Source organism: Thermocatellispora tengchongensis (assembly GCF_014202315.1).
Lineage (GTDB): Bacteria > Actinomycetota > Actinomycetes > Streptosporangiales > Streptosporangiaceae > Thermocatellispora > Thermocatellispora tengchongensis.
Window position 1 is genome coordinate 663,532 of record NZ_JACHGN010000001.1, and the last position, 21,340, is coordinate 684,871.

A 21,340-nucleotide genomic window follows, 5' to 3' on the forward strand; every position below is an offset into this window, starting at 1 on the left:
TTTCCGGTCGTGCCGTTCGTGCGGCGGGTTTCAGCTCAGGCGTTGTTCCGCGGCGTCGCCGAGTGCGACGAAGCGCTCGTACGCCTCCCGGTAGACGGCCTTGGGGGACGGCTCGACGACGGTCACCGCGGGCCGGGGCCACGAGCCGCCCTCGGCCTCGCCGGGGGCGGGCCACCAGCCGGCCCCCGCGCCCGCCGCCAGCGCCGAGCCGTACGCGGCGAGCCCGGTCTCCGCGGGCACCTCGACCGGGACCTCCAGCACGTCGGCCTTGATCTGGCACCACAGCGGGCTGGTGGCCGGCGAGCCCGCGACCACCATCACGTCCATCGGGATCGGCAGCGAGGCGGCGATGTGCCGCAGGCCGTACGCGGCGCCCTCCAGCGCCGCCCTGGCCAGGTGGCCCGGCCCGTGCGCCGAGCCCAGCCCGGTGATCTCCGCGCGCAGGTCCCGGTTCCAGCGCGGCGCGCGCTCGCCCTCCAGGTACGGCAGCAGCAGCACCCCGTCGGCGCCCGGCGGCACCTGCTCGGCCAGCTTCAGCAGTTCGGGGACAGTACGCCCGGTCAGCCCGGCCAGCCACTCCAGCATCAGGCCGTGGCCGCTCACCGGCCCGCCGACGATGTCCACCCCGGCGGCGGGGCTGCGCAGGGCGTACAGGTCGGTGCCGGCTCCGGTGCGCTCGATCGCGACGGCGAGGCCGCCGGTGCGCCCGCCCGGGTCCAGCGCGCGTCCGGGCACGTCGAGCCCGCCGGCCCAGAACGCCATGTACGCGTCCTGCGCCCCGGCCACGAGCGGGATGCCCTCGGGCAGCCCGTGCGAGCCGTCGGTGCGCCCGACGACCTCGCCGGTCTCCGCACGCGGCCCGTAGTGCTCCATGGTCGGGTCGCCCGGCCACCGCGACTGGCACGCGGGCGCGCCCAGGCGTCCCATCAGCCAGTCGTAGACCTGGAGCACCCGATCGACGCCCAGCACCTCGCGCTGCGCGTAGTGCTGCTCCGTCGGCGATCCGGTGACGCCCGCCGGGTGGCGTACGGTCACGGCCATCCCGCCGTCGGCCGGCACGGTGGTCGGCGACTGCCCGCCCACGCAGATCGCCACCGGCGTCACGCCCACCCGCGTGATCGCCTCGACGACGCCGGACAGCCACCCCTCGGGGTCGGCCCACCCGTCCGGCCACAGCCCCGCCCCCGGGTACCCCCCGGACGCGGACGCCACGACGGTCCCGTCACGGTCGAGCGCGACCGCCCGCGCCGAGTTGGAGCCCAGATCGACCCCCAGAACCGTTTCGATCATGCGCCACCGACCAGCACCCGGTAGACGGGGGAGGTCGCGGCGAGCTTGAAGGCGTCGGCGACGGCGTCCAGCGGGAAGCGGGCGGTGACCAGGGCGTCCAGGTCGGCCGCGAGGACGCCGGAGGCGATCAGGGCGGCGGCCTCGCGCCAGTCCTCGGGCTCGTGGCTGTAGACGCCGACGATGGACAGCTCGTGGTGGTGGATCGCGTCCGGGCTCACGCCCACCGACAGCGACTTGTCGAAGGCGCCGTACAGCACCACCGTGCCGCCGTCGTCGCACAGGCTCACCGCCAGCTCCAGCGCGCCGGGCGCGCCCGCGGTGACGAACACCAGGTCCTGCTTGCCGCCCAGCTCCACGGCCTCGTCGGGGGCGGCGGTCCAGGTGGCGCCGGCCGTACGGGCCTCGGCGAGGCGGTCGGCGCTGACGTCGATCAGGCCCACGGACGCCGCGCCGCGGTGCCGGGCCAGGGCCAGGTGCACGCGGCCCATGTAGCCCGCGCCGATCACCGCCACCCGGTCGCCCGCGCGCAGCCCGCCCAGCCGCAGCGAGTGCGCCACGCACGCCAGCGGCTCGCCCATCGCGGCGTGCTCGATCGGCGCGGTGCCGGTGGGGAACACCTGGGTGGCCTTGACCACGACGTTGTCGGACAGCCCGGCGCCGAAGGACACGGTGCCGTCGGACAGGGTGCCGCCCTGGGGGCTCTTGCACAGCGCGGTACGCCCGCGCCGGCACGCGGCGCAGGTGCCGCAGCGGGTCAGCAGATCCACCGTGACCGTGTCGCCCACGCGCGGCGAGCCCGGCAGCTCGGCCACCGCGGCGCCGACCTCGGCCACCCGCCCGGCGACCTCGTGGCCCGGGGCGACCGGGTAGAACTTCTTCTCGCCGGAGTACAGGCGGCGCTCCATCGTGCACAGCCCGGTGGCGCCGACCTCCACCCGCACCTCGTCGGGCCCGACCTGGGGCGTGGGCTCCTCGCGGAGCTCCACGGCCTCGGGCGCGGTGACAACGGCGACTCTCATCTAGTGACTCCTCAGGTGCGGCCAGGGGTTGCGTACGGCGATGCCGGCCCGCTTGAGCAGATCGGCGGACCGCTTCGCCGCTTCCTTGCGCAGGGCGCGCTCGTCCACCGTCGTGCAGCGGCCCCGCTGTATGACATGGTGCCCGCCCACGAAGACGTCCCGGACCGAGCGCCCGTCCGTGGACCACACGAGCTGGTGCGCGACGTCGCCGCGCGGTGTCCACTGCGGGCCCGTCGCGTCGTGCACGACCAGGTCGGCGAGCTTGCCCTCCTCGATCGAGCCGATCCGCGCGGACATCCCCACCGCCTCCGCGCCGCCGATGGTGGCCATCTCGAACGCCTCCGGGGCGCCGAGCGCGGCGGTGTCCAGGGAGGAGTCCTTGGCGAGCCCGGCGGCGAGCGCGGCCGCGCGCAGGATGTCGGCCGCGTCGCCCGCGTTCGCGGCGTCGCAGCCGAGCGCGACGCGCCCGCCCCGGCGTACCATCTCGGCGTGCCGCCCCGCCCGGGTCACGCCCTGGCCCAGCCGCAGGTACGCCCACGGGCAGTACGCCACGGCCGTGCCGCTGGCGAGCAGCGCGCTCATCTCGGCGTCGTCCAGCCAGACCGCGTGCGCGAGCAGCAGGTGCCCGCCGAGCACGCCCAGCGCGGCCAGGTGCTCCAGCGGGCGGCGGCCGTGCTTGTCCAGGTAGTGCACCGGGTCGCCGCGGCCCGGTGACATGTGCATGGTCATCCCCGCGCCGGTCGCGCGGGCCAGATCCGCCGCGCCGGCGAGCAGCTCGTCGGAGGCCAGACCGTGGCCCACGAGGGTCACGCGGCCCTCGACGAGACCGCCCGCCGGGTGGGACTCGATCACCGCCCGCAGGCGATCGAGCACCTCTTGGGCCGGTGCGGCGTGGGGTGCGCCCTGGACGTCCCAGCCCCAGGCGCCGATGGTCCCGCGCACCCCCGCCCGCCTCATGCCCGCCGCCACCCGGTCCGGGTGGGCGACGGTGCCGGCCTCGATGATCGTGGTGACCCCGTTGCGCAGGTTCTCCACGCTGGACAGCAGCGCGGACAGCTCCTCGTCGTCGGGGCCGTGCGCCGCGTGGATCGGCACCGCCCACTGGTGGATCGCCTCGTCGGACCCGATGTCGTCCGGGATGCAGGCGCGGGTGAGCGGGTCTCCGGTCAGATGCTGGTGGGCGTTTATCATGCCGGGGGTGACCACGCAGTCGGTGGCGTCCAGCTCGGGGGTGCCGGGCCAGCGCTCGCGCAGCTCGCGCGTGCCGCCGACCGCGGCGATCCGGTCACCGGCGACCGCGACCGTGCCGCCCACGAGCACCTCGCGGTGCGGGTTCATGGTCACGACGTCGCCACCGGTGATCAGGAGATCCGGAGGATTGAACGCCATGGGACCGAACGCTAGGTTGACCGGTTGCTCAGGTCATCCGCCCCGGAGCACAAGAACTCGGGCGTACTCCATGCCAGGAACACAATGCCCGGCCCCGGGCGTGACGGGAGGCTGACCGCATGCGTTACGACCCGGCATGGTTGGATGCCGATCCGCTGCCCCAGCTCATCGACGGCCGCGAATCGCGCGAGGGGCCGACACGTCCGATCGTGGACCCCTCGACGGGCGAGAGCCCCGCGTCGTACGCCGAGGCCACGACCGCCGAGGTCGGCGCCGCGCTCGCCGCGGCCAGGCGCAGCCACGACCAGGGCGAGTGGCGGCGCATGCCGGGCGCGCAGAAGGCCCAGCTCCTCGACGCCGTGGCCGCCGAGATCCGCGCCGACGCGACCAGGCTGGCCACGCTGGAGGCCCTGGACACCGGCAAGGCCGTGGCCGGCGCGATCACCAACGACGTCTACGAGGCCGCCAACGCCTTCTCCTACGCCGCGGCGGTCGCCCGCACCCTGCACGGCGACGTGCGGCGCAGCTCCTTCCCGCCGGAGCTGCTGCCCGGCGGCGGCCCCGACCTGCTCACCATGCGCATGCGCGAGCCCGCCGGCGTCGTCGCCGAGCTGCTGCCGTGGAACGGCCCGCTGATGACCGGTAGCCAGCGCATCGCCATGGCGCTGGCCGGCGGCTGCTCGATCGTGGCCAAGCCGCCGGAGGAGGCCGTGGTCACCCTGGTCGAGCTGGGCCGCATCCTGACCCGCTGCGGCCTGCCCGCCGGTGTGCTGAACATCGTCCTGGGCGCGGGCGAGACCGTCGGCGAGCAGCTCGTGACCGACCCCCGGGTGGACCTGATCAGCCTCACCGGCGGCACCGAGACCGGCCGCCGCGTGATGTCCCTGGCCGCGCGCAACCTCACCCCCACCCACCTGGAGCTCGGCGGCAAGTCGCCGGTCATCGTCTTCGCCGACGCCGACCTGGACCAGGCGGTGGGCTGGGCGATGATGGCCGCGTTCGTGAACATGGGCGAGGTCTGCGTGGCCGGCAGCCGCCTGCTGGTCGAGGAGTCGGTCTACGACGACGTCGTCAAGGGCGTGGCCGCCGCCGCGGCCGGGCTGCCGATCGGCGACGCCCTCGACCACGACACCTTCATCGGCCCGCTGATCACCGAGCAGCACGCGGAGAAGGTGCGCGGCTTCGTCTCCCGGGCGGTGGCGGCGGGCGACGCCCAGGTGGTGGGCAGCCCGTCGGTCGCGTGCAGCAGCCGCGCCACGTTCGTCCCGCCGACCGTGCTGAGCGGCGTGCGCGCGGGCAGCGAGATCGAGCAGCAGGAGGTCTTCGGCCCGGTGCTGGCCGCAATGCCGTTCCGCACCGAGGAGGAGGCCATCGCCCTGGCCAACGGCACCAGCTACGGCCTCAACGGCACGGTCTTCACCCGCGACCTGGAGCGCGCCTTCCGCGTCTCCGACGCGCTCGACTGCGGCGAGGTCAACGTCAACTGCCACTTCGCCCCCGACATGAACGGCGGGCGCGGCGAGCCCCGCCGCTCCAGCGGGCACAGCCGTACCGGCATCGACGCCTACACCCGGTTGAAGGCCGTCAACATCCAAATTCGCTCATAACCCCTACAATGGCCGCCCGTGCGGACAAGAGTGGCCGACTGGCTCACGTCTCATCCCGTCACGGGAGCGGTGCTGCTCACCGTGGCCTGGCACGCGGTGCTCTTCGCCGCGGCCGAACTGCTGCCGTCGCTCGGGGGCTGGCCCGACCTCACCGCCACCGTGATCAACCTGATCACGGCGGCGGTCACGCTGGCCTTCATCGCCTGGCTGCGGTGGTGGCGGCAGAGCGCGCTGCCCTGGCGCGGCCCCGACCGGAGCTGGCTCTACCTGATCCCGGTCCTGCTGATCGTGCTGAGCTACGCGGCCCCCGGCCTCCAGGGCGCGCTCGCGAGCCTGGCGGGCCTGAGCCTGGCCATCGGCGTGACCGAGGAGGCCCTCAGCCGCGGCCTCGTGCAGCACGTCCTGTCGGGCCTCGGCCCCGTCCGGGCGGCCGCGTGGGTGGGCGTGGTGTTCGGTCTCGGCCACGCCCTCAGCGCCGCCTGGTTCGGCCACGCCTGGGACGACACCCTCGCCCAGGTGATCACCGCGGGCAGCCTCGGGTTCTGCTTCGCCGCCCTGCGCTGGCACGTGCGCACCATCTGGCCGCTGGCCTTCCTGCACGGCCTGAACGACTTCACCCAGTTCGCCAGCCCCGGCGCCGCCCCCCTGTGGGCGCAGATCCTCATCGTCGTCTTCTTCATCGGGTACGGCGTCTGGCTTCTTCGCCGTACTTCTCTAGAGCGATAACTTTTTCCCGGTAATACGGATTTGACCCGCGCTTCCACGCTATGTGGTTAATAATGGTGGAAGACGGCCACACGGCGCCCCCGTAGTGGGGGCGGGGTGCCGGGCGGTTCCCGACCTTGTCCGCAGGTGTAGAGGGTAGGGGCCGATGCGGAGGACAGTGCCGCGGCCGGGTGCGGAGAGAATGCCCGGACGGGCGGACGAGCTGCCCGTGGGACCGGCGCAATTCCTGCAACTCGTCGCCGTGGATTTCACCGGGATCTATTCCGTGTACCTCGCCGCCAAAGACGAGCGGCTGAAAATGACCAGGCTCTCCATGAGCATTCTGTCGGCGCCGTTCGCGGCGGCGGTCGCGCTCGCCAGTGCCAAGGTCATCGACCCCGCCTCGCTCACCACCTGGCACACCATCCCCTGGTACCTGTTCGCCATCGTCCTCGCCTTCGGCCTGCTCGGCCTCGTGCCGTACCTGCGCCTCATCGAGGCGGTCGCCGCGCACACCCGGGCGGCGCGGGCCATCAACAACTTCCGCCTGCTGTACGTCGCCCGCCTGCGCGACCAGTTCGCGGACATGGAGTGGAGCCCCAACCTCCCGGTCGATCCCAGGTTCCCCGAGACGTACGCCCCCCTCGCCTGGCCGGGCGTCAACGTGATGATCCTGGCCGTCGCCAACGGCGGCTACGTCGCGTGCGGGGTCATCGGGCTGAGCGGGGCCACACCGAACGCGCTCCTGCTCCTCGTCATCATCGGGCTCGTGGCGCTCGTGCAGTACCTCGTGTACTACGTGCGCGCCAACGTCACCCGGCGGCGCAAGGTCCCGAGCAATCCCTACCGGTTCGAGAACGTGGAGACGTGATGCAACACCCCGACATTCAGGCGGGGATACGGCGCTGCACGACGTGCGGGGAGGCGTGGATCTGGCTGATGAACCACGTCCGGCGCTCCGGAACCCCGGCACAGGACGACCGCGGCCCGGTCATCGAGGCACTTCCGGTCCTTTTCGAAATCGAGGACGTACGCGGCGACGACCCCATCATCGCCGCCCACGGCGACGCTTCCAAGATTCCGCTCTACGCCCGGAAGTTCACCACCGAGACGATAGTGCCGCCGTTCAAGTACAGTTACGGCGCCCGGCTGCGCCATTGCCAGGGAGTCGACCAGCTCGCCTGGGTCACCCGATTACTCCGGGCCCGGCCCTATTCCAAAAGCGGATGGATTTCCCTGACCACCCCCGGCGAACCGATGGACGCCGTGCCCTGCCTCACCGGCGTGGCGTTCCGGATGCGGCGCGAACGGCTGGAGATGACCGCCGCCTTCCGCTCCCAGAACGCCTTCACGTCCTACCTGAACTACATGCCGCTGCGCGAGGTCCAACAGGACGTCGCGCGCCGGCTCCGGGCGTCCTGCGGCGCCATGCGGGTGTTCGTGGACGTGCCGCACATCTACGTCGCCGACCTGGACCGGGTGGCCCGCATCCTGCGCGAGACCACCCCGGCCCCGTCGTTGCGCCGCGCGAGCTGACGCCCGCGCCGGTCAGGGCGTGAGGAGGATCTTGCCGAAGCTCTCGCCGCCCTCCAGGCGGCGATGGGCCTCGGCGGCCTCCTCCAGCGGGAAGACCGAGTCGATCACCGCCTCGCACCCCGCCGACCAGTACCACTCCAGCATCTCGCCGAACGCCGGCCGGTCGTAGGACTCCGAGCCGATCAGCGTCAGCCCCCGGTGATAGGCGTCCACCAGGCTGAACTCCGCCGTCGGCCCGGTCGTGTTGCCGCAGAACACCATCCGGCCGCGCAGGCGCAGCGCCGCCAGCGACGGCTGGAACAACGCCGGCCCCACATGGTCGAGCACGATGTCCGCGCCCCGCCCGTCCGTGAGCTCCCGCACCCGCGCCGCCAGGTCCTCCCGGCGGTGGTTGACCGTCGCGTCCACGCCCAGCTTGGCCGCCTTGGCCAGCTTCTCGTCCGAGCCGCTGGTCACGATCACCCGGGCCCCGGAGCGCCGGGCGATCTGCGTGGCCGCGATGGTGATCCCGCTGCCCGCGCCGTGCACCAGCAGCGTCTCACCGGCGCGCAGCCCGCCGCGCACCATCAGCGCCTGCCAGGCCATGCCGTACACCGTCGGCACGGCGGCCGCCTCCTCCATCCCGATGTGCTGGGGGACGGCGTGCACGTGCGTCTCCGGGACCGCGACCAGCTCGGCGTACCCGCCCTGCCGCGACGCCCCGACCACCCGCAGCCCGGTGCACCAGGCCGACTGCCCGTCGGCGCACGGCGTACAGGCGCCGCAGGTCAGCGAGGGATCGACGACCACCCGGTCGCCCACCGCCCGCGTGGCCACACCCGGCCCCACCGCCACGACGACGCCCGCCACGTCCGTGCCGGGCACGTGCGGCAGCGCGAACCCGGGCAGCAGCCCCGGCCCCCGCCGCTGCAGCACATCCAGCCGGTTCACCCCCGCCGCCCGCACCTCGACCAGCACCTCACCGGCCCCGGGCTCCGGGTCCGGCAACGTGACCACCCGCAGAACCTCGGGCCCGCCATGTGTGTCGTGTTGAACAGCTCTCACGTGATTCCTCGTACGAAGGGCTGGCCGAGCGCGCCCGGACCTCGGTTGCGCTTGGCGAAGAACGTCATCGCGAGCAGCGCCAGCAGGTACGGCGTGGCGATCAGGAGCTGCGGGTTCAGCGCGTAGCCCAGCGCCGGCAGCGCCAGCCGCATCGCGTCGGCCGCGCCGAACAGGGCGCAGCCGGCCAGGGTGCCGCGCAGCGTCCAGCCGCCGAAGATGACCGCCGCGATCACGATGTAGCCGCGGCCCGCGGTCATGTTCGTGTTGAACGAGCCGACCTCGGCCACCGACAGGTACGCCCCGCCGAGACCGGCCAGCGCGCCGCAGATCAGCAGCGCCTGCCGCCTGCGCTTGTTCACGTCGATGCCGGTCACGTCGGCCGACTGCGGGTTCTCCCCGGCCGCCCGCGCCTCCAGGCCCCACCGGCTGCGGTGCACCAGCCACCACCCCGCCGGGATCAGCAGGACCAGCAGGTACGCCGGCCAGCGCTGGTCGAACAGCGCCGGGCCGACGATCGGCAGATCGGACAGGACCGGGATCGTGAGCTTGTCCACCTGCGCGCCCGGCGTGCGGGTGAACAGGTAGCTGGTCAGGCCGAGCACCAGCACGTTCAGCGTCAGGCCCACGACGTAGGTGTTGACGGTGAGCCGGTGGCTGAACGTGGCGTGGATGAACGCCACCAGCAAGCCGGTCGCGACCCCGAACGCCAGGCCCGCGCTGGGCGAGCCGGTCAACGTCGAGCCCATGATCGCGGTGAACGCGCCGCCGAGCATCATGGCCTCGACCGAGATGTTCAGCGTCCCGGCCCGCTCGGCGATCCACTCGCCGAGCGCGGCGAACGCCAGCGGCAGCATCAGCCGTACGGCGCTGGCCAGGATCAGTTCGATGTCGTTCACGCGCTCACGCCCCCGCCGCCGCGAGCGCCGGTCGGCGGCGCTTGCGGATCTCCTGGTACGCGGCCGGGAACACCGCCGCCAGCACCAGCAGCGCGGTCACCACCGACACGAGGTAACGCGGCACGCCGCTGGAGGCGAGGAACCCGCCCCCCGCCCGGAGCCCGCCGAAGAACAGCGCGACCGGGATGGCGGCCAGCGGATGGTTGCGGGCCACGAGAGCCACGAGGAGTCCTTCCCAGCCGACGTTGTCGGCCAGACCGGGCTGGAAGCGGTAGACGCCGCCGGTCAGCATCACGCCGCCGGCCATGCCCGCCGCCGCGCCGGACAGCAGCAGCGCCCCGCCGCCCAGCGCCGTCGCCCGCACCCCGGCGCGGCGCGCCGCCACCGGGTTGTGGCCGAGCATGCGCAGGCGGAAGCCCCACGTGCTGTACTTCAGCAGCACCGCGGCGATCACGGCCACGATCAGCGCGACCACGATCCCGGCCTTCATCTGCAGATACGGGTGGTTGGCCAGCGGCGGCAGCCAGGCCGTCTCGGGCAGCAGGTCCGACTGCGGCGAGGCCACGTTGCCCTTCTCCACCGTCTCCTGGAGCAGGTACGGACGGTTGACCGCGAACGAGGCCACCTGCCCGGCCAGGAACACCATGAGCAGCGTGCTGATCACGATGTCCACCTTGCGCCAGTAGAACAGCAGCGCCGGGATGCCCGCCCACAGCGCGCCGCCCACGGCGGCGCCGAGCAGGATCAGCGGCAGCATCATCCAGGGCGGCCCGGAGAACGACAGTCCCACCGCCGCCCCGAACATCGCCCCGATCAGGAGCTGCCCCTCCTGGCCGATGTTGAAGATGCCCGCCCGCGCCGCGATCGTCGCCCCGATGGCGACCAGCAGCAGCGGGGCGGTCTCGTCCATCGTCGTCGCGATGGAGATGCTGTCGCCGAGGCTGCCCTGGTAGAGCGCGACCACGGTCTCCGACATCGAGTGCCCGGTCAGCGTCACCAGGCCGGTCGCCAGCGCGAGCGCGACCGCGAAGGAGGCGACGTACAACAGCAGGGTGGAAAGTCGGGCGAACCCGAACACGGCCGGCGCCCGGGCCGTCAGGGCACTCATGCGGCCTGACCTCCCATCATCATGCCGAGCCGTTCCAGATCGACCTCGGCGCGGGACATCTCACCGACGATCGCGCCCCGGTGGATCACCGCGATCCGGTGCGCCAGCGTCAGGATCTCCTCCAGTTCGGTGGACATGAGCAGGACCGCGATCCCGGACTTGGCGGCCTGGTAGATCCGCTCGGTCATGTACTCGATCGCCCCGACGTCCAGGCCACGGGTCGGCTGGGCGACGACCAGGACCTTGGGATCGGCCGCCAGCTCCCGGGCGAGCACCACCTTCTGCTGGTTGCCGCCGGACAGCAGCCGCATCGGCTGGTCGGGCGAGGGCGTGCTGATGTCGAACTCCTCGATCAGCCGCTCGGCCCGCGCCCGCAGCGTACGCGGGCTGACGAACCCCCGCTTCCCGACGTGCCCGACGTCCGCCAGCACCAGGTTCTCCGCCACGCTCATGTCGAGCACACACCCCGACACGTGCCGGTCCTCGGGAACCACCCCGACCCCGGCCGCGTGCATCGCCCCCGGCTTCCCGGCCCGCACCTTGACCCCGCACACCTCCACGGAGCCGCTGTCGAGATCGAGCAGACTGGACAACAGGTCGCCCAGGGCGGCCTGCCCGTTCCCCTCGACCCCCGCGATCCCCAGGATCTCCCCGGCCCGCACCTCCAGCGAGAGCCCCCGCAGCAACGGCCGCCCATCACGAGCCGTCGCCACAGCGTCCACAATCCGCAACCGCACCTCCCCGGGCCCATCCCCGGCCGGGCCCTCCGCAACCGTGGCCGCCGCCCCTTCCACAGCGGCTGCGGCCTCGGAGGAGGCGGTTTCCGCGTCCTCGGCCGCCGCGCCGGAGGCGTTGGTCTCGCCGTCGCCGGTCGTGGCGTCGGTGGCGGTGGTTTCGGGGTCGCCGGTCGTGGCGTCGGTGGCGGTGGTTTCGGTGTCCTCGGCCGTTGTGTCGGCGGCGGTGGTTTCGCCGTCGCCGGTCGTGGCGTTGGTGGCGGTGGTTTCGCCGTCGCCGGTCGTCGCCTCAGTGGCCGTGGTTTCCGTGTCGCCGGCCGTGGCCTCGGTGGCAACGGTCTCGGCACCCTCAGCCGGGGCCTCCGTGGCGGTGGCCTCGGTGGCCTCAGTGGCTTCGGTGGTGGCCGCGGTGCCCTCAGCGCCCTTGCCCTCGCCTTCGGCGGGCTTGGCCTCGGTGCCCGCGGCCTTGTCGCTTTCGGTCTGGGCGGCGTCGGTGGCCGTGTCCTCGGCGGTGGCCTCCGTAACGGAAGCCTCCGTGGTGGTGGCCTCGGAGGTTTCGCCTGTGGTGTCCTCGGCCTTGGTGTCCTCGGCCTTGGTGTCTCCGCCGTCGGTGTCCTCGGCCTTGGTGCTCTCGGCCGCGGCCTCGGTGGTGGTGGCCTCGGTGGGCTCACCCTCAGGGCTCGTGACGTCAGCAGGCTTGGCCTCGGTGTCCGTGGCCTGGCTGTCCGGTGCCTCGGTGCCCGGTGCCTCGGTGTCTGTGGCCTGGGTCTCCGTGGCTTGGGTCTCTGTGGCCTCGGTGTCCGTGGCTTGGGTGTCCGTGGCTTTGGCGGGCTTGGCCTCGGTGTCCTTGGCCTTGGCGGGTTCCGGCTCGCTTGCTTCGCCTTCGCTGCCTTGGCCGTCCGAAGGGGCTGCTTCCTCGGTGGTGGCTTCGGCGTTGGTGGCGGTGCCCTCGGCCGGCTTGGCTTCGGGCTCCTCGGCCTTGTCGCTTTCGGCCTGAGCGGCGTCGGTCGCCGTGTCCTCGGGGGTGGCCTCCGTGGTGGTGGCCTCCGTGGTGGTGGCCTCGGAGGTTTCGCCTGCGGTGCCTTCGGCCTTGGTGCTCTCGGCCGCGGTCTCCGTGGCGGCTTCGGTGGCCTCACCCTCGGGGCTCGTGACGTCAGCAGGCTTGGCCTCGGTGTCCGTGGCCTGGCTGTCCGGTGCGTCGGTGCCCGTGGCCTCGGTGTCTGTGGCCTGAGTCTCGGTGGCCTCGGTGTCCTTGACCTTGGTGGCTTCCGGCTCGGTCGCTTCGCGTTCTCCGCCTTCGCCGTCGGCGTGGTCGGCCTCGGCGCCTCCGGTCTCGGCGTCTTCGCCGTCGGAGGGGGCTCCCTTGTCGGCGGTCGCGGTCGCGGTCGCGGTCGCGGTGGCGGTGTCGGTGTCCTTGGCCGCCGCTACCTCAGCCTTGCCGTCCTCGGCCTCGGCCTTGGATTCGGTGTCCTTGGCCGCGGTGTCCTGGGACTCCGCGGTCGCGACGACGGCCTTCTCGGCTTCGGTGTTGTCCTTGTTCTCGTCTTCGCCCTTGCGCCTGGACACCCGCCAGAACCGCCGAAGCCAGGAAGACCTCGGGGACCGGTGCTGAGCAGTGTCCTTGGTGTCCTCGGGCTTGCTGTCCTCGGCCTTGGTGTCCTCGGGCTTGCTGTCCTCGGCCTTGGTGTCCTCGGGCTTGGTGTCCTCGGGCTGGGCCGCTTCGGCCGTGGTGCTCTCGGCTGCGGTGTCCGCAGGGGCGGCCTTGGCGGTTTCGGGCTCGCCTGCGTTCCCGCTGTCGGAGGCGTCGGCCTCGTCAGGGGTCGCGGGCGCGTTCTCAGCGTCTTCGGGCTGAGCTGCCTCGGCCTCGTTGCCCACGGTGCCGGTCTCCGTGACGGTGGGCTCGGTGGCCTCGTCCTCGGCGCCCGTGATCTCAGCAGGCTTGGCCTTGGTGTCCGTGGCCTCGGTGGCTTCAGCCTCGGTGGCTTCGCCTTCGCCGGCTTCGCCTTCGCCGTCGGAGGCGGCCGCTTCCTCGGCGGTGGCCTCGGTGGCCTCAGCCTCGGTGGCCTCAGCTTCGGCGGGCTTGGCGTCGGAGTCTTCGGCCTTGGTGTCTCCGCCGTCGGTGGCGTCGGCCTTGGCGGTCTCGGTCTCGGGCTCGTCGGCCTTGGCGGCCTTGGCGGCCTTGGCGGTCTCGGCGGCCTCGGTGTCTTCGGCCTTGGTCGTCGCCTCGGGCTCGGTGGCTTCGGCCTCGGGGGTCGTCGCCTTCGCGTCCTCGGACGGGGGCGTCTCGGGCTCGGGCGCCTCGGGTTCGGGCGTCTCGGGCTCGGTTGTCTTGTCCTCGGGCTCGGGGGCCGGGGTTGTCTGCTTCTCTGAGGTGTGGACGGTGGGGGAGGTGACGAGGGCGTCCAGGGAGCCGATGGCGCTGGCGGCGGTCCACTTGGACAGTTCGCGGCCGACCATCTCGCGGGCCAGTTCGCGGACGTCGGTCTCGCTGGTGTGCTTGTTGGCCACGACCGTGCCGTTGCGCATGATGGTCACGCGGTCGGTGGCGTGCAGGATCTCGTCGAGTTTGTGGCTGATCAGGATGACCGTCTTGTTCTCGTCCCGCACCGCGCGGCGGAGGACCTCGAACAGGTCGTGGGACTCCTTCAGCGTCAGGACGGACGTCGGTTCGTCCAGGATCAGCAGGTCGGGGTCGCGGCGCAGGCACTTGATCAGTTCGACGCGTTGCCGTTCGCCGGTGGAGAGGTTCTCCACGCGGGCGTCGGGGTCGATGACCAGGCCGTAGCGTTCGCCGACCTCGGCGACGATGCGCCGGGCCTTGTCGCGGTCCACCCTGCCGCGCTCGCCCAGCGTGACGTTCTCCCAGACCCGCATCGCGCCGACCAGGCTGAAGTGCTGGTGGACCATGGAGATGCCGAGCCCGGCGGCCACCAGGGGGTCGGTGATGCGCACCTGGTCGCCGTTGATGGAGATGTGACCGGAGTCGGGGGTGACCAGGCCGGTCAGGATCTTCATCAGGGTGCTCTTGCCCGCGCCGTTCTGCCCGAGCAGGCCGTGGATCTCGCCTCGCTGGACGCTGAGGCACACCTCGTTGCAGGCCACGACCGAGCCGAAGCGCTTGGTGATGTCCGTCAGCTCGACCGCGGGGGCCGCGACCTCCCCGGTCGCGGCCCCGCCTGCGTCGTTACTTGCCGTCAACTGCCGCATCGACGTCGAACTTTCCGTCGCCGATGTCCTTCATCAGCTGGTTGACCTTCGTCTGCTGGTCACCCTCGGGCTTGCAGATCTTCAGGGTCGGCACGGGGTCCTTGCCGATGATCCACTCGCGGGTGACGCCCATCTTCAACTGGCCCTTCTGGAAGTCCTGGAGGGCGGCGGCGAAGAAGGAGCCCGGGTTGAAGATGACCGAGATGTCGTACTTGATGGTGGTGTCCTGGCACCGGTCGGTGCCCGGGGTCAGCGTCATGACGCCGTCCTTGTTGGCCTCCTGGGTCACCGCGTCGGTGGCGCCGCCCAGGTAGGGGTAGACCAGCTTGACGCCCTTGGCCTTCTGCGCCGTGTACGCCTCCTTGGCCTTGGCCGAGTCCTCGAAGTCACCGGTGTAGGCCTTGAGCAGCTCGGCCTTGGGCACGACGGCCTTGATGCCGGCCTCGAACGCCTTGGCGGCCTGGATGGAGAAGTCCAGCTCGGGGCCGGTGATGTAGCCGGCCTTGGTGACGTCCTTGGCCTCCATGAGCAGGCCGGCGGCGTACCCGGCGGTGTACAGGGTCTGGTTGACCTTGTCCACCGACTGGGAGAACCACTTGGTCTGCTCGACGCCACCACCGCCGTTGACGTACCACTGGGTGTTCGCGCACACCGGCTCGGGGGCGGCGGCGAGGGCGTCCTTGAGCTCCTGGGCGCCGACCGCGATCAGGTCAACACGCTGGCGGCACAGGTTGCGCGCCTGGTTGGCGCCGTCGGCGACGTTGATCTTGTCGATCGTACGCATCTCCCAGCCGTTCGCGCGGGCGATCACGTTCGCCTCGTCCACGAAGCTCTGGAAGTACCCGTTGTCGTGCGTGTCGCCGTTGCTCAGCACGCCGATGACGACCTTGCCGTCACCGTTGACGTCCGGCTGCTGTCCCTTCTTGGCCGTGGCGGTGCTGGAGTTCCCGGACGTGTCATTGGTGCCACACGCCGCGAGCAGCAGGGCCGGCGCGACGAAGATCGCGAGGGCGGCGGCTCGTGCTGAATTGTTCATCGCTTTTTTGCCTTCCAAAGGACTCGGGGGGTTAGTCCTGGTGCGACTCGGGTTGAGCCCCCCACTGGGCGTTCTGGACGTGGTTTCCACCGGTGCCGGCGACAGCGCCGCTGGGGCCGAACGGCGTCTGCCTCCGACGACGCATCCGAAAGACGCGCGACGGGTGCGTCGCGATGGCATGACAGTCCTCGACATTGAACACAGTCCGATATCGGTTTTTCATCACCGCCGTATCGGAAGTCGCACTCCCAGGGCTCCACGGAGTTTCCGTCACTCTCTGTAGTCCTCGCGCGGCGGAGTGAAGATGTCGAGGATCCAGGTTTCTCCATGCTCGGCGTCGCCGATGAAGCGGCTGTCGCCGTGCAAGTAGCTCTTCGGTGCCCAGTAAACGTCACCTGGTTTGAGCAGGCGGCGCTCGTCGGAGCCGATACGGAAGTCAAGCTGGCCCTTTAGGATCATGCCGAATTGTTCGTTGTCGGGATGACAATCGTACGGCGTGGGGCCAGACCCTTCGCGAATACGCCATAGCGTAAGCATGAGGTCATCGCCCGTATATATACGGCGCTTGAACCCCGGCTTCACCTCCTTGAAGGCGCCGTCGTCGAATCGCCACACGTGCTCTGTCATCGGTGCTCCATAGTACGGGTTTAAACCATCCGGTCGATCATGGACTGTTCGACCTCATCTAGGTGTCTTTCGGTGTTTTGTGCGGCTATGTCCGGATCGCCGTCCCGGATGGCCTCCGCGATGCGCCGGTGCGCCAGGCACGACTCGGCGATCACGTCCCGTACGGCCGCGGCGTTGCTGCTGGAGTCGAGCAGGGTGCGGAACTCCTCGGAGGCGAACACGCCTTCCAGCACCTTGCCGTACAGCTCCCGCAGCGTGGGGTTGCCGCAGCAGCGCGCGATGGCCCCGTGGAAGAGCCGGTCGGCGTGCCGGAACTCCTCCAGCTCCATGTCCTCGGAGAAGATCGCGGCGATCCGCATCAGCTCCTCGCGCTCCCGGGGGCCGGCGCGTTCGGCGGCGAAGCGGGCGATGGACACCTCGATCACCCGGCGGCACTCGAACAGCTCGCGCACGCGGCTCTTGCGCGGGTCCACGCTCAGGCCGGGAAGCTGCTCGACCACGTGGAACCGGTTGCCGACCTTGTGCACCCTGCCCAGGGCCACCAGGCTCCGCACGGCCTCCCGCACCGAGGTGCGCGCCACGCCGAAGTCCTCGCAGAGCGCGCGCTCGGAGGGCAACTGGGCGCCGGGGGCGAGGGCGCCCGACTCGATGCTCTCCAGCAGGGCGTCGCGCACCTCCTCCGAGACCATGCGCCGGGTGACGGGGCCGAACCGAGGGGTGGTCGTCACGCTTGCGCGCCGCCGGTGAGGGCCGCGAACCTGCGCTGCTCGGCCGGGATGTCCAGCGGCCGGATGATCGCCTCGTGCTCCTCCTCGCCCCAGAACTCGGCCGGGACCAGCCACATGACCTCGAACTCCAGGCCGTCGGGGTCCTTGCCGTACAGGCTCTTGTTGGCCCCGTGGTCGCTGGCGCCGATCAGCGCGCCCTCGTCCCGCAGCCGCGTCTCGACCGCGGCCAGCTCCTCCAGCGTGGGCACCTCCCAGGCGATGTGGTAGAGGCCGACCGTCTGTCGCCCGGCGCGCGAGTCGCCCGCGCCGGAGCCGATCGTGAACAGGGCCAGGTCGTGGTGGTTGTCGGAGTCGGGGGCGCGCATGAACATGTACTCGCCGCCGGGCGCCTCGATGATCACCTTGAAGTCCAGCACCCGCTGGTAGAAATCCGCGGTGCGGCGCGCGTCGCGTACGTAGAGCACCGCGTGGTTCATGCGCGTGATCCCCATGTGGCCTGTCTCCTAGGGGTGTGATTGGAGGGTTTAGGGAGTTAGTGGGCTGTTGGTCTGACAATCAGATGGTAAGTTTGTCTGTTTGTCTAGTTCAAGGGTTGTGTCGGGATTTTCGGCGAATTAACAGGAGTTCACGGATTTTTCATGGGCCTCGCTGCGAGAAGACCTCAAGAAGTTCGCGCGCCGTGAGCGCGGTGCGCAATCGGTGCGCGGTCTCGGGGTCGAGCGGGTCGGCGCCGAGGAGCTGGCGGAGCTGCCCCACGCGGTAGCCCACCGAGTTGCGGTGCAGGTGCAGCATCTCGGCCACGCTGGCCCGGCTGCCCCGCGTGGCCAGCCAGGCGTCCAGGGTCAGCACCAGCTCCGGCCGGTCGAGTATCGGCCCGAGCTGCTGCTCCACGAACGCCTCCAGCCGGTCGGGCGGGACCGCCAGCAGCAACTGGGCCAGCCCCAGCTCCGAGTGCAGCAGCTCGGTCTCGCCCGTACGCCGCCGCAGCAGCCCCAGCACCACCTCGGCGTCGCGGAAGGAGCGCGAGGTCTCGCGGGGGTCGGAGACGACCGGGCCCGTGGCGGCCAGCACGGTGCCGTCGCCGACCATGCCCTGCAGCCTGACCCTGATCCGGGTGATCTCGCGGCCGAGGTCGCCGGAGAGCACCGTCCAGCCCTTGCCCTCGTGCTGGTGCACGGGCATCTCCAGCCAGGACAGCGCAGTGGACCAGGTGCGCTGGTTGGGCCCATCGTAGGCGAACACGGCCGCGGCGTGCGGCTCGTCCAGGCGCAGGCCGAACCGGGCCGCCGTGCGGGTCAGCTCGTCGGTGCCGCGCAGCGCGCCGAACCGCAGCTCGTCGATCAGCCGGCTGGCCGTCTCGGCGGTGGCGGTGGCCGCGGCGTCGCGGCGTACGGCGACGATGGCGACGGCGGTGGAGCACGCCTTGAGCAGGGTCAGCATGCGCTCGTCCACCGGCTCGGCCAGCAGCACCAGGCCCACCCGGCGCTGCCCGGCCCACACCGCCAGCGCGCGGGCCGACCAGCCGTCCTCCAGCGTCACCGTCGGCGGCTCGGGCTCGGCGAAGATCCGCGCGACCTCGGCCGGGCTCATCACCGCGTCGCCGTCGTCGGTCGCGGCGAACACCCCGCCGTGCACCCCGATCAGCCGCGCGTCGCGTCCGGTCTCCTGGGAGATCCGTTCCAGCAGGGCGCGCCAGTCCTCCCCGCCCAGGGCCATCTGGTTCAGCGCGGCGGCCAGTTCGGCCGCGGTCGCGGGTGCCCGGCGGCGCGCCGCTCCGGAGCCGTCGCGGCGCCGGGCCGGCCGCGTGCCGGAGCGGCCGAGGTCACCTTCGACGCTCAGCCGGTCCATCCACCCTCCCCGTCGTGCCTGGCCGTCCACCCCGTGAGGCTAGCGGCAAACCTTCCCGAACATTGGTGCTTTCTAGGGCATTTATTGCCTTTTGCGGCATCTTGTGACTAACGTGACAATACGCTCATGCATGATCAGACCAAGTCCGCGGCGCGTGCCGCGATCGACCGCGCCGCGGATCGCCTCCTCGCACTCAGCCATCGGCTGCACGCCCACCCCGAGCTGGGCTTCGAGGAGGTGCGCGCGAGCGCGTGGCTCGGCGAGGAGCTGACCGCCCACGGGTTCCGGGTCGAGGCGGGGGTGTGCGACCTGCCGACGGCGTTCGTCGCCACGGCGGGCAGCGGCCCGCTGGTGATCGGGATCTGCGCGGAGTACGACGCGCTGCCCGGCATCGGCCACGCGTGCGGGCACAACGTCATCGCCGGCGCGGCGGTGGCGGCGGGCATCGGGCTGGCCGAGGTCGCCGACGAGATCGGCGTCACGGTGAAGGTCATCGGCACGCCCGCCGAGGAGAACGGCGGCGGCAAGGTGCTGATGATCGAGCGCGGCGCGTTCGAGGGGCTGGACGCCGCGATGATGGTGCACCCGGCGCCGCGCGAGCGGCTGGACCCGCCGGTGCTCGCCCGCGCCCAGCTCCACATCGAGTACGAGGGCCGCCCGGCGCACGCCTCCGCGTGCCCCGAGGACGGGATCAACGCGGCCGACGCGCTCACCGTGGCCCAGGTCGCGATCGGCCTGCTGCGCCAGCACGTGCCCGGCGACCAGCGCATCCACGGCATCGTCACCGAGGGCGGCCAGGTGCCGAACATCGTGCCCGCGCACACCTCGGCCGACTACTACGTGCGCGCGCCGGCGCTGGACGAGCTGGCGGTGCTGGAGAAGAGGGTGCGGGCCTGCTTCGAGGCGGGCGCCATCGCGACAGGCTCGCGCCTGACCATCACCTCGGCCTCGCCCGCCTACTCGCACTTCCGTCACGATGCGCCCCTGCTCGACCACTACCGGCGCAACGCGCTCGCGCTCGGCCGCGTCTTCCCGGAGGTCACGCCCGCAGACGACCGTACCGCCGCCTCCACCGACATGGCCAACGTCTCGCTGGTGGTGCCGTCCATACAGCCGCTCGTCTCCATCGACTCGGGGTCGGTCGGTCAGCACCAGGCGGAGTTCGCCGAGTACGCAGTGCGGCCCGCCGCGGACCGCGCGCTCCTCGACGGCGGCATCGCGATGGCGTGGACCGGCATCGACCTCGCCCGCGCCCGCTCGTAGGGACGCCGCCTGGGCACGCTAGCGAAACTCCCACACCACCAGGCGGCACACCCTGTGCCATGGGCACAAACCTGGATCACACGGCATGTGGCCGTGCACACGCAGGGCGCGACGGCCGGTCAAGCCGTCGCGCCCTGTCCGGACGAGCCCGCCGAACTCAGCGCTGGTCGCGCGGGCGGGGGGAGCCGGCGACGAGCCGGTCCTCCTGCGGCGGGGTGCGCATGCCGGGCACCGAGGGCGGCGCGGCCGGCGGCGCGGGCTGCGCCTCGGGGGCCGCGTACGCGTTGGGCGCGGGCCGCCCCTCGGCAGGGGCGGTGGGAGCCGTGGAGGCGGCGTGCTCGGCGTCCAGCTTGCGCTCCAGCTCCCGCTTCTCGTTCTCCAGGCGGCTCAACCGCTCGCGGGCGGCCGCGCGGTAGCGCGACTCCTCGCGGCGGCGCAGCAGCATCCGGCGTGCGCCCCGGCTCACCATGGCGAGCCCGATGACGAAGACCAGCGCCGCTCCGGCGCCGGCCAGGAAGACCTCCAGGCGGTCCAGTTCGAAGACCCGGTCCAGCACCGTGACCGTGGTCATGGTGGCGGGAGAGTCGTCAGCGGAGATCAGCACCACCGCCGCGACCGCCGCGGCCATCAGGAGCAGTCCCAGCAGAACCATTCATCTCACTCCTCGCTTCTGCTTGTCACGCCGGCGGCGTGGGCAGGGTTGCCGGGCCGACTGCCCCGTTTCGCGTTACTTATTCGGGACGAGGAGCAGACCATCTCTTGAATCACCTGGCGCGTCGGCCGCTTTATCGTCTGGCTGGGCCCTTCGTCGATTACGATCGGTCATCACCTTGCCCAGGCGGTCCCGCGTGGTCGGGTGTGGACCCCATAGTTTGACCCCCGGCCCGCCGGTGTGACCCGCGAGCCTTGAGTGACAGGAGAGCCGCAGATGGCAAGGATGGGGCGATGGAGTGGCCCCGAGCCCGTCACTTCGGTCTGGCCACCCGACCGGTTCGAGGTTCGGTGCACCTTTCCTCCCCCGGACTTCACGTCGAGTGACCGGTTCCACTACCCGGAGTTCGCCTACGAGCTGGCCCGCAGGCTCCGCGAGGGCGGCTACGCGCGGCAGATCCAGGTGATCCGGCTGAGCGACGGGGCGGTGCTGTTCGACCTCATGTCCGCCCGCGAGGTCCCGGTCGCGAACTGGTGACCCATGGCGGCGCGATCCGGGGCTCGCCGATAGAATCACGGCGAACTCCGGGCGGCGTCGCATTCGGGGGGAATCTCGATCTCGGGGGAGATTGCGAGCACACCGTCACATGCG

The 21,340-nt window shown here is 71.7% G+C and carries 19 protein-coding genes; 6 read left to right on the forward strand and 13 right to left on the reverse strand.

Annotation, left to right across the window (positions count from 1 at the left end; translation table 11 throughout):
* Nucleotides 1–30 precede the first annotated feature (30 nt).
* The 3 genes from HNP84_RS03270 to HNP84_RS03280 are packed head-to-tail and all read right to left on the reverse strand — an operon-like array spanning nt 31 to nt 3,698.
* Nucleotides 31–1,290, reverse strand: coding sequence for an FGGY-family carbohydrate kinase (locus HNP84_RS03270; RefSeq protein WP_185047778.1), 1,260 nt, complete (start codon nt 1,288–1,290; stop codon nt 31–33).
* On the reverse strand, nt 1,287–2,309 hold the full coding sequence (locus tag HNP84_RS03275; RefSeq protein WP_185047779.1) for a zinc-dependent alcohol dehydrogenase: 1,023 nt from the start codon (nt 2,307–2,309) through the stop codon (nt 1,287–1,289). Before HNP84_RS03275 ends, HNP84_RS03270 begins: the two co-directional genes overlap by 4 nt.
* Entirely contained in the window at nt 2,310–3,698 is a 1,389-nt protein-coding gene (locus tag HNP84_RS03280; RefSeq protein ID WP_185047780.1) for an amidohydrolase family protein, read from the reverse strand.
* A 119-nt stretch (nt 3,699–3,817) separates the two neighbouring features.
* Here HNP84_RS03280 and HNP84_RS03285 point away from each other — a divergent pair, with 119 nt between their 5' ends.
* From HNP84_RS03285 to HNP84_RS03300, 4 genes are all read left to right on the forward strand, one after another.
* Nucleotides 3,818–5,305: an aldehyde dehydrogenase family protein gene (locus HNP84_RS03285; protein ID WP_185047781.1), complete on the forward strand. Its 1,488-nt coding sequence runs from the start codon at nt 3,818–3,820 to the stop codon at nt 5,303–5,305.
* 18 nt (nt 5,306–5,323) lie between these two features.
* Nucleotides 5,324–6,031, forward strand: coding sequence for a CPBP family intramembrane glutamic endopeptidase (locus tag HNP84_RS55840; protein ID WP_185047782.1), 708 nt, complete (start codon nt 5,324–5,326; stop codon nt 6,029–6,031).
* 181 nt (nt 6,032–6,212) lie between these two features.
* A complete protein-coding gene (locus tag HNP84_RS03295) occupies nt 6,213–6,881 on the forward strand; it encodes a hypothetical protein (RefSeq protein WP_185047783.1) in 669 nt (222 codons plus the stop codon).
* Complete coding sequence (locus tag HNP84_RS03300) at nt 6,881–7,546, forward strand: thymidylate synthase (protein WP_185047784.1); 666 nt, start codon at nt 6,881–6,883, stop codon at nt 7,544–7,546. Before HNP84_RS03295 ends, HNP84_RS03300 begins: the two co-directional genes overlap by 1 nt.
* Nucleotides 7,547–7,558: 12 nt before the next feature.
* On the opposite strand, the gene HNP84_RS03305 is transcribed toward HNP84_RS03300, so the two are convergent.
* From HNP84_RS03305 to HNP84_RS03350, 9 genes are all read right to left on the reverse strand, one after another.
* Nucleotides 7,559–8,542, reverse strand: a complete 984-nt coding sequence (locus HNP84_RS03305; RefSeq protein WP_221335749.1) for a zinc-binding dehydrogenase — start codon at nt 8,540–8,542, stop codon at nt 7,559–7,561.
* Between the two features lie 44 nt (nt 8,543–8,586).
* The gene (locus tag HNP84_RS03310) at nt 8,587–9,486 is read right to left on the reverse strand and encodes an ABC transporter permease (protein ID WP_221335750.1); all 900 of its coding nucleotides are present in this window, start codon (nt 9,484–9,486) and stop codon (nt 8,587–8,589) included.
* Nucleotides 9,487–9,490: 4 nt separating this feature from the next.
* Nucleotides 9,491–10,594, reverse strand: a complete 1,104-nt coding sequence (locus tag HNP84_RS03315; RefSeq protein WP_185047786.1) for an ABC transporter permease — start codon at nt 10,592–10,594, stop codon at nt 9,491–9,493.
* Nucleotides 10,591–14,526: an ATP-binding cassette domain-containing protein gene (locus tag HNP84_RS50945; RefSeq protein ID WP_221335751.1), complete on the reverse strand. Its 3,936-nt coding sequence runs from the start codon at nt 14,524–14,526 to the stop codon at nt 10,591–10,593. Before HNP84_RS50945 ends, HNP84_RS03315 begins: the two co-directional genes overlap by 4 nt.
* Entirely contained in the window at nt 14,513–15,571 is a 1,059-nt protein-coding gene (locus HNP84_RS03330; protein ID WP_185047787.1) for a BMP family ABC transporter substrate-binding protein, read from the reverse strand. Before HNP84_RS03330 ends, HNP84_RS50945 begins: the two co-directional genes overlap by 14 nt.
* Before the next feature lie 270 nt (nt 15,572–15,841).
* Nucleotides 15,842–16,198, reverse strand: coding sequence for a cupin domain-containing protein (locus HNP84_RS03335; protein WP_185047788.1), 357 nt, complete (start codon nt 16,196–16,198; stop codon nt 15,842–15,844).
* Nucleotides 16,199–16,218: 20 nt separating this feature from the next.
* Nucleotides 16,219–16,926, reverse strand: a complete 708-nt coding sequence (locus HNP84_RS03340) for a FadR/GntR family transcriptional regulator (protein ID WP_185047789.1) — start codon at nt 16,924–16,926, stop codon at nt 16,219–16,221.
* The gene (locus HNP84_RS03345) at nt 16,923–17,417 is read right to left on the reverse strand and encodes a VOC family protein (RefSeq protein WP_185047790.1); all 495 of its coding nucleotides are present in this window, start codon (nt 17,415–17,417) and stop codon (nt 16,923–16,925) included. The genes HNP84_RS03340 and HNP84_RS03345 overlap by 4 nt, the downstream gene beginning before the upstream one ends.
* A 145-nt stretch (nt 17,418–17,562) precedes the next feature.
* Nucleotides 17,563–18,774, reverse strand: a complete 1,212-nt coding sequence (locus HNP84_RS03350; protein ID WP_185047791.1) for a PucR family transcriptional regulator — start codon at nt 18,772–18,774, stop codon at nt 17,563–17,565.
* A 126-nt stretch (nt 18,775–18,900) separates the two neighbouring features.
* Here HNP84_RS03350 and HNP84_RS03355 point away from each other — a divergent pair, with 126 nt between their 5' ends.
* Nucleotides 18,901–20,037: a M20 family metallopeptidase gene (locus HNP84_RS03355; RefSeq protein WP_185047792.1), complete on the forward strand. Its 1,137-nt coding sequence runs from the start codon at nt 18,901–18,903 to the stop codon at nt 20,035–20,037.
* A gap of 157 nt (nt 20,038–20,194) precedes the next feature.
* Here HNP84_RS03355 and HNP84_RS03360 read toward each other — a convergent pair whose 3' ends face one another.
* A complete protein-coding gene (locus tag HNP84_RS03360; protein WP_185047793.1) occupies nt 20,195–20,689 on the reverse strand; it encodes a hypothetical protein in 495 nt (164 codons plus the stop codon).
* Nucleotides 20,690–20,974: 285 nt separating this feature from the next.
* On the opposite strand from HNP84_RS03360, the gene HNP84_RS03365 reads away from it, so the two are divergent.
* Complete coding sequence (locus tag HNP84_RS03365; RefSeq protein ID WP_185047794.1) at nt 20,975–21,226, forward strand: hypothetical protein; 252 nt, start codon at nt 20,975–20,977, stop codon at nt 21,224–21,226.
* Nucleotides 21,227–21,340: the final 114 nt, after the last annotated feature.

Excerpts from the sequence above, each read along its gene's own strand:
- HNP84_RS03275 (WP_185047779.1), bottom strand. The coding sequence starts at position 2,309 with ATGAGAGTCGCCGTTGTCACCGCGCCCGAGGCCGTGGAGCTCCGCGAG.
- HNP84_RS03270 (WP_185047778.1), bottom strand. The coding sequence starts at position 1,290 with ATGATCGAAACGGTTCTGGGGGTCGATCTGGGCTCCAACTCGGCGCGG.
- HNP84_RS03300 (WP_185047784.1), top strand. The coding sequence starts at position 6,881 with ATGCAACACCCCGACATTCAGGCGGGGATACGGCGCTGCACGACGTGC.
- HNP84_RS03315 (WP_185047786.1), bottom strand. The coding sequence starts at position 10,594 with ATGAGTGCCCTGACGGCCCGGGCGCCGGCCGTGTTCGGGTTCGCCCGA.
- HNP84_RS03355 (WP_185047792.1), top strand. The coding sequence starts at position 18,901 with ATGCATGATCAGACCAAGTCCGCGGCGCGTGCCGCGATCGACCGCGCC.
- HNP84_RS03345 (WP_185047790.1), bottom strand. The coding sequence starts at position 17,417 with ATGGGGATCACGCGCATGAACCACGCGGTGCTCTACGTACGCGACGCG.
- HNP84_RS03360 (WP_185047793.1), bottom strand. The coding sequence starts at position 20,689 with ATGGTTCTGCTGGGACTGCTCCTGATGGCCGCGGCGGTCGCGGCGGTG.
- HNP84_RS03350 (WP_185047791.1), bottom strand. The coding sequence starts at position 18,774 with ATGGACCGGCTGAGCGTCGAAGGTGACCTCGGCCGCTCCGGCACGCGG.
- HNP84_RS03365 (WP_185047794.1), top strand. The coding sequence starts at position 20,975 with ATGGGGCGATGGAGTGGCCCCGAGCCCGTCACTTCGGTCTGGCCACCC.
- HNP84_RS03330 (WP_185047787.1), bottom strand. The coding sequence starts at position 15,571 with ATGAACAATTCAGCACGAGCCGCCGCCCTCGCGATCTTCGTCGCGCCG.
- HNP84_RS03295 (WP_185047783.1), top strand. The coding sequence starts at position 6,213 with ATGCCCGGACGGGCGGACGAGCTGCCCGTGGGACCGGCGCAATTCCTG.
- HNP84_RS03280 (WP_185047780.1), bottom strand. The coding sequence starts at position 3,698 with ATGGCGTTCAATCCTCCGGATCTCCTGATCACCGGTGGCGACGTCGTG.
- HNP84_RS03335 (WP_185047788.1), bottom strand. The coding sequence starts at position 16,198 with ATGACAGAGCACGTGTGGCGATTCGACGACGGCGCCTTCAAGGAGGTG.
- HNP84_RS03285 (WP_185047781.1), top strand. The coding sequence starts at position 3,818 with ATGCGTTACGACCCGGCATGGTTGGATGCCGATCCGCTGCCCCAGCTC.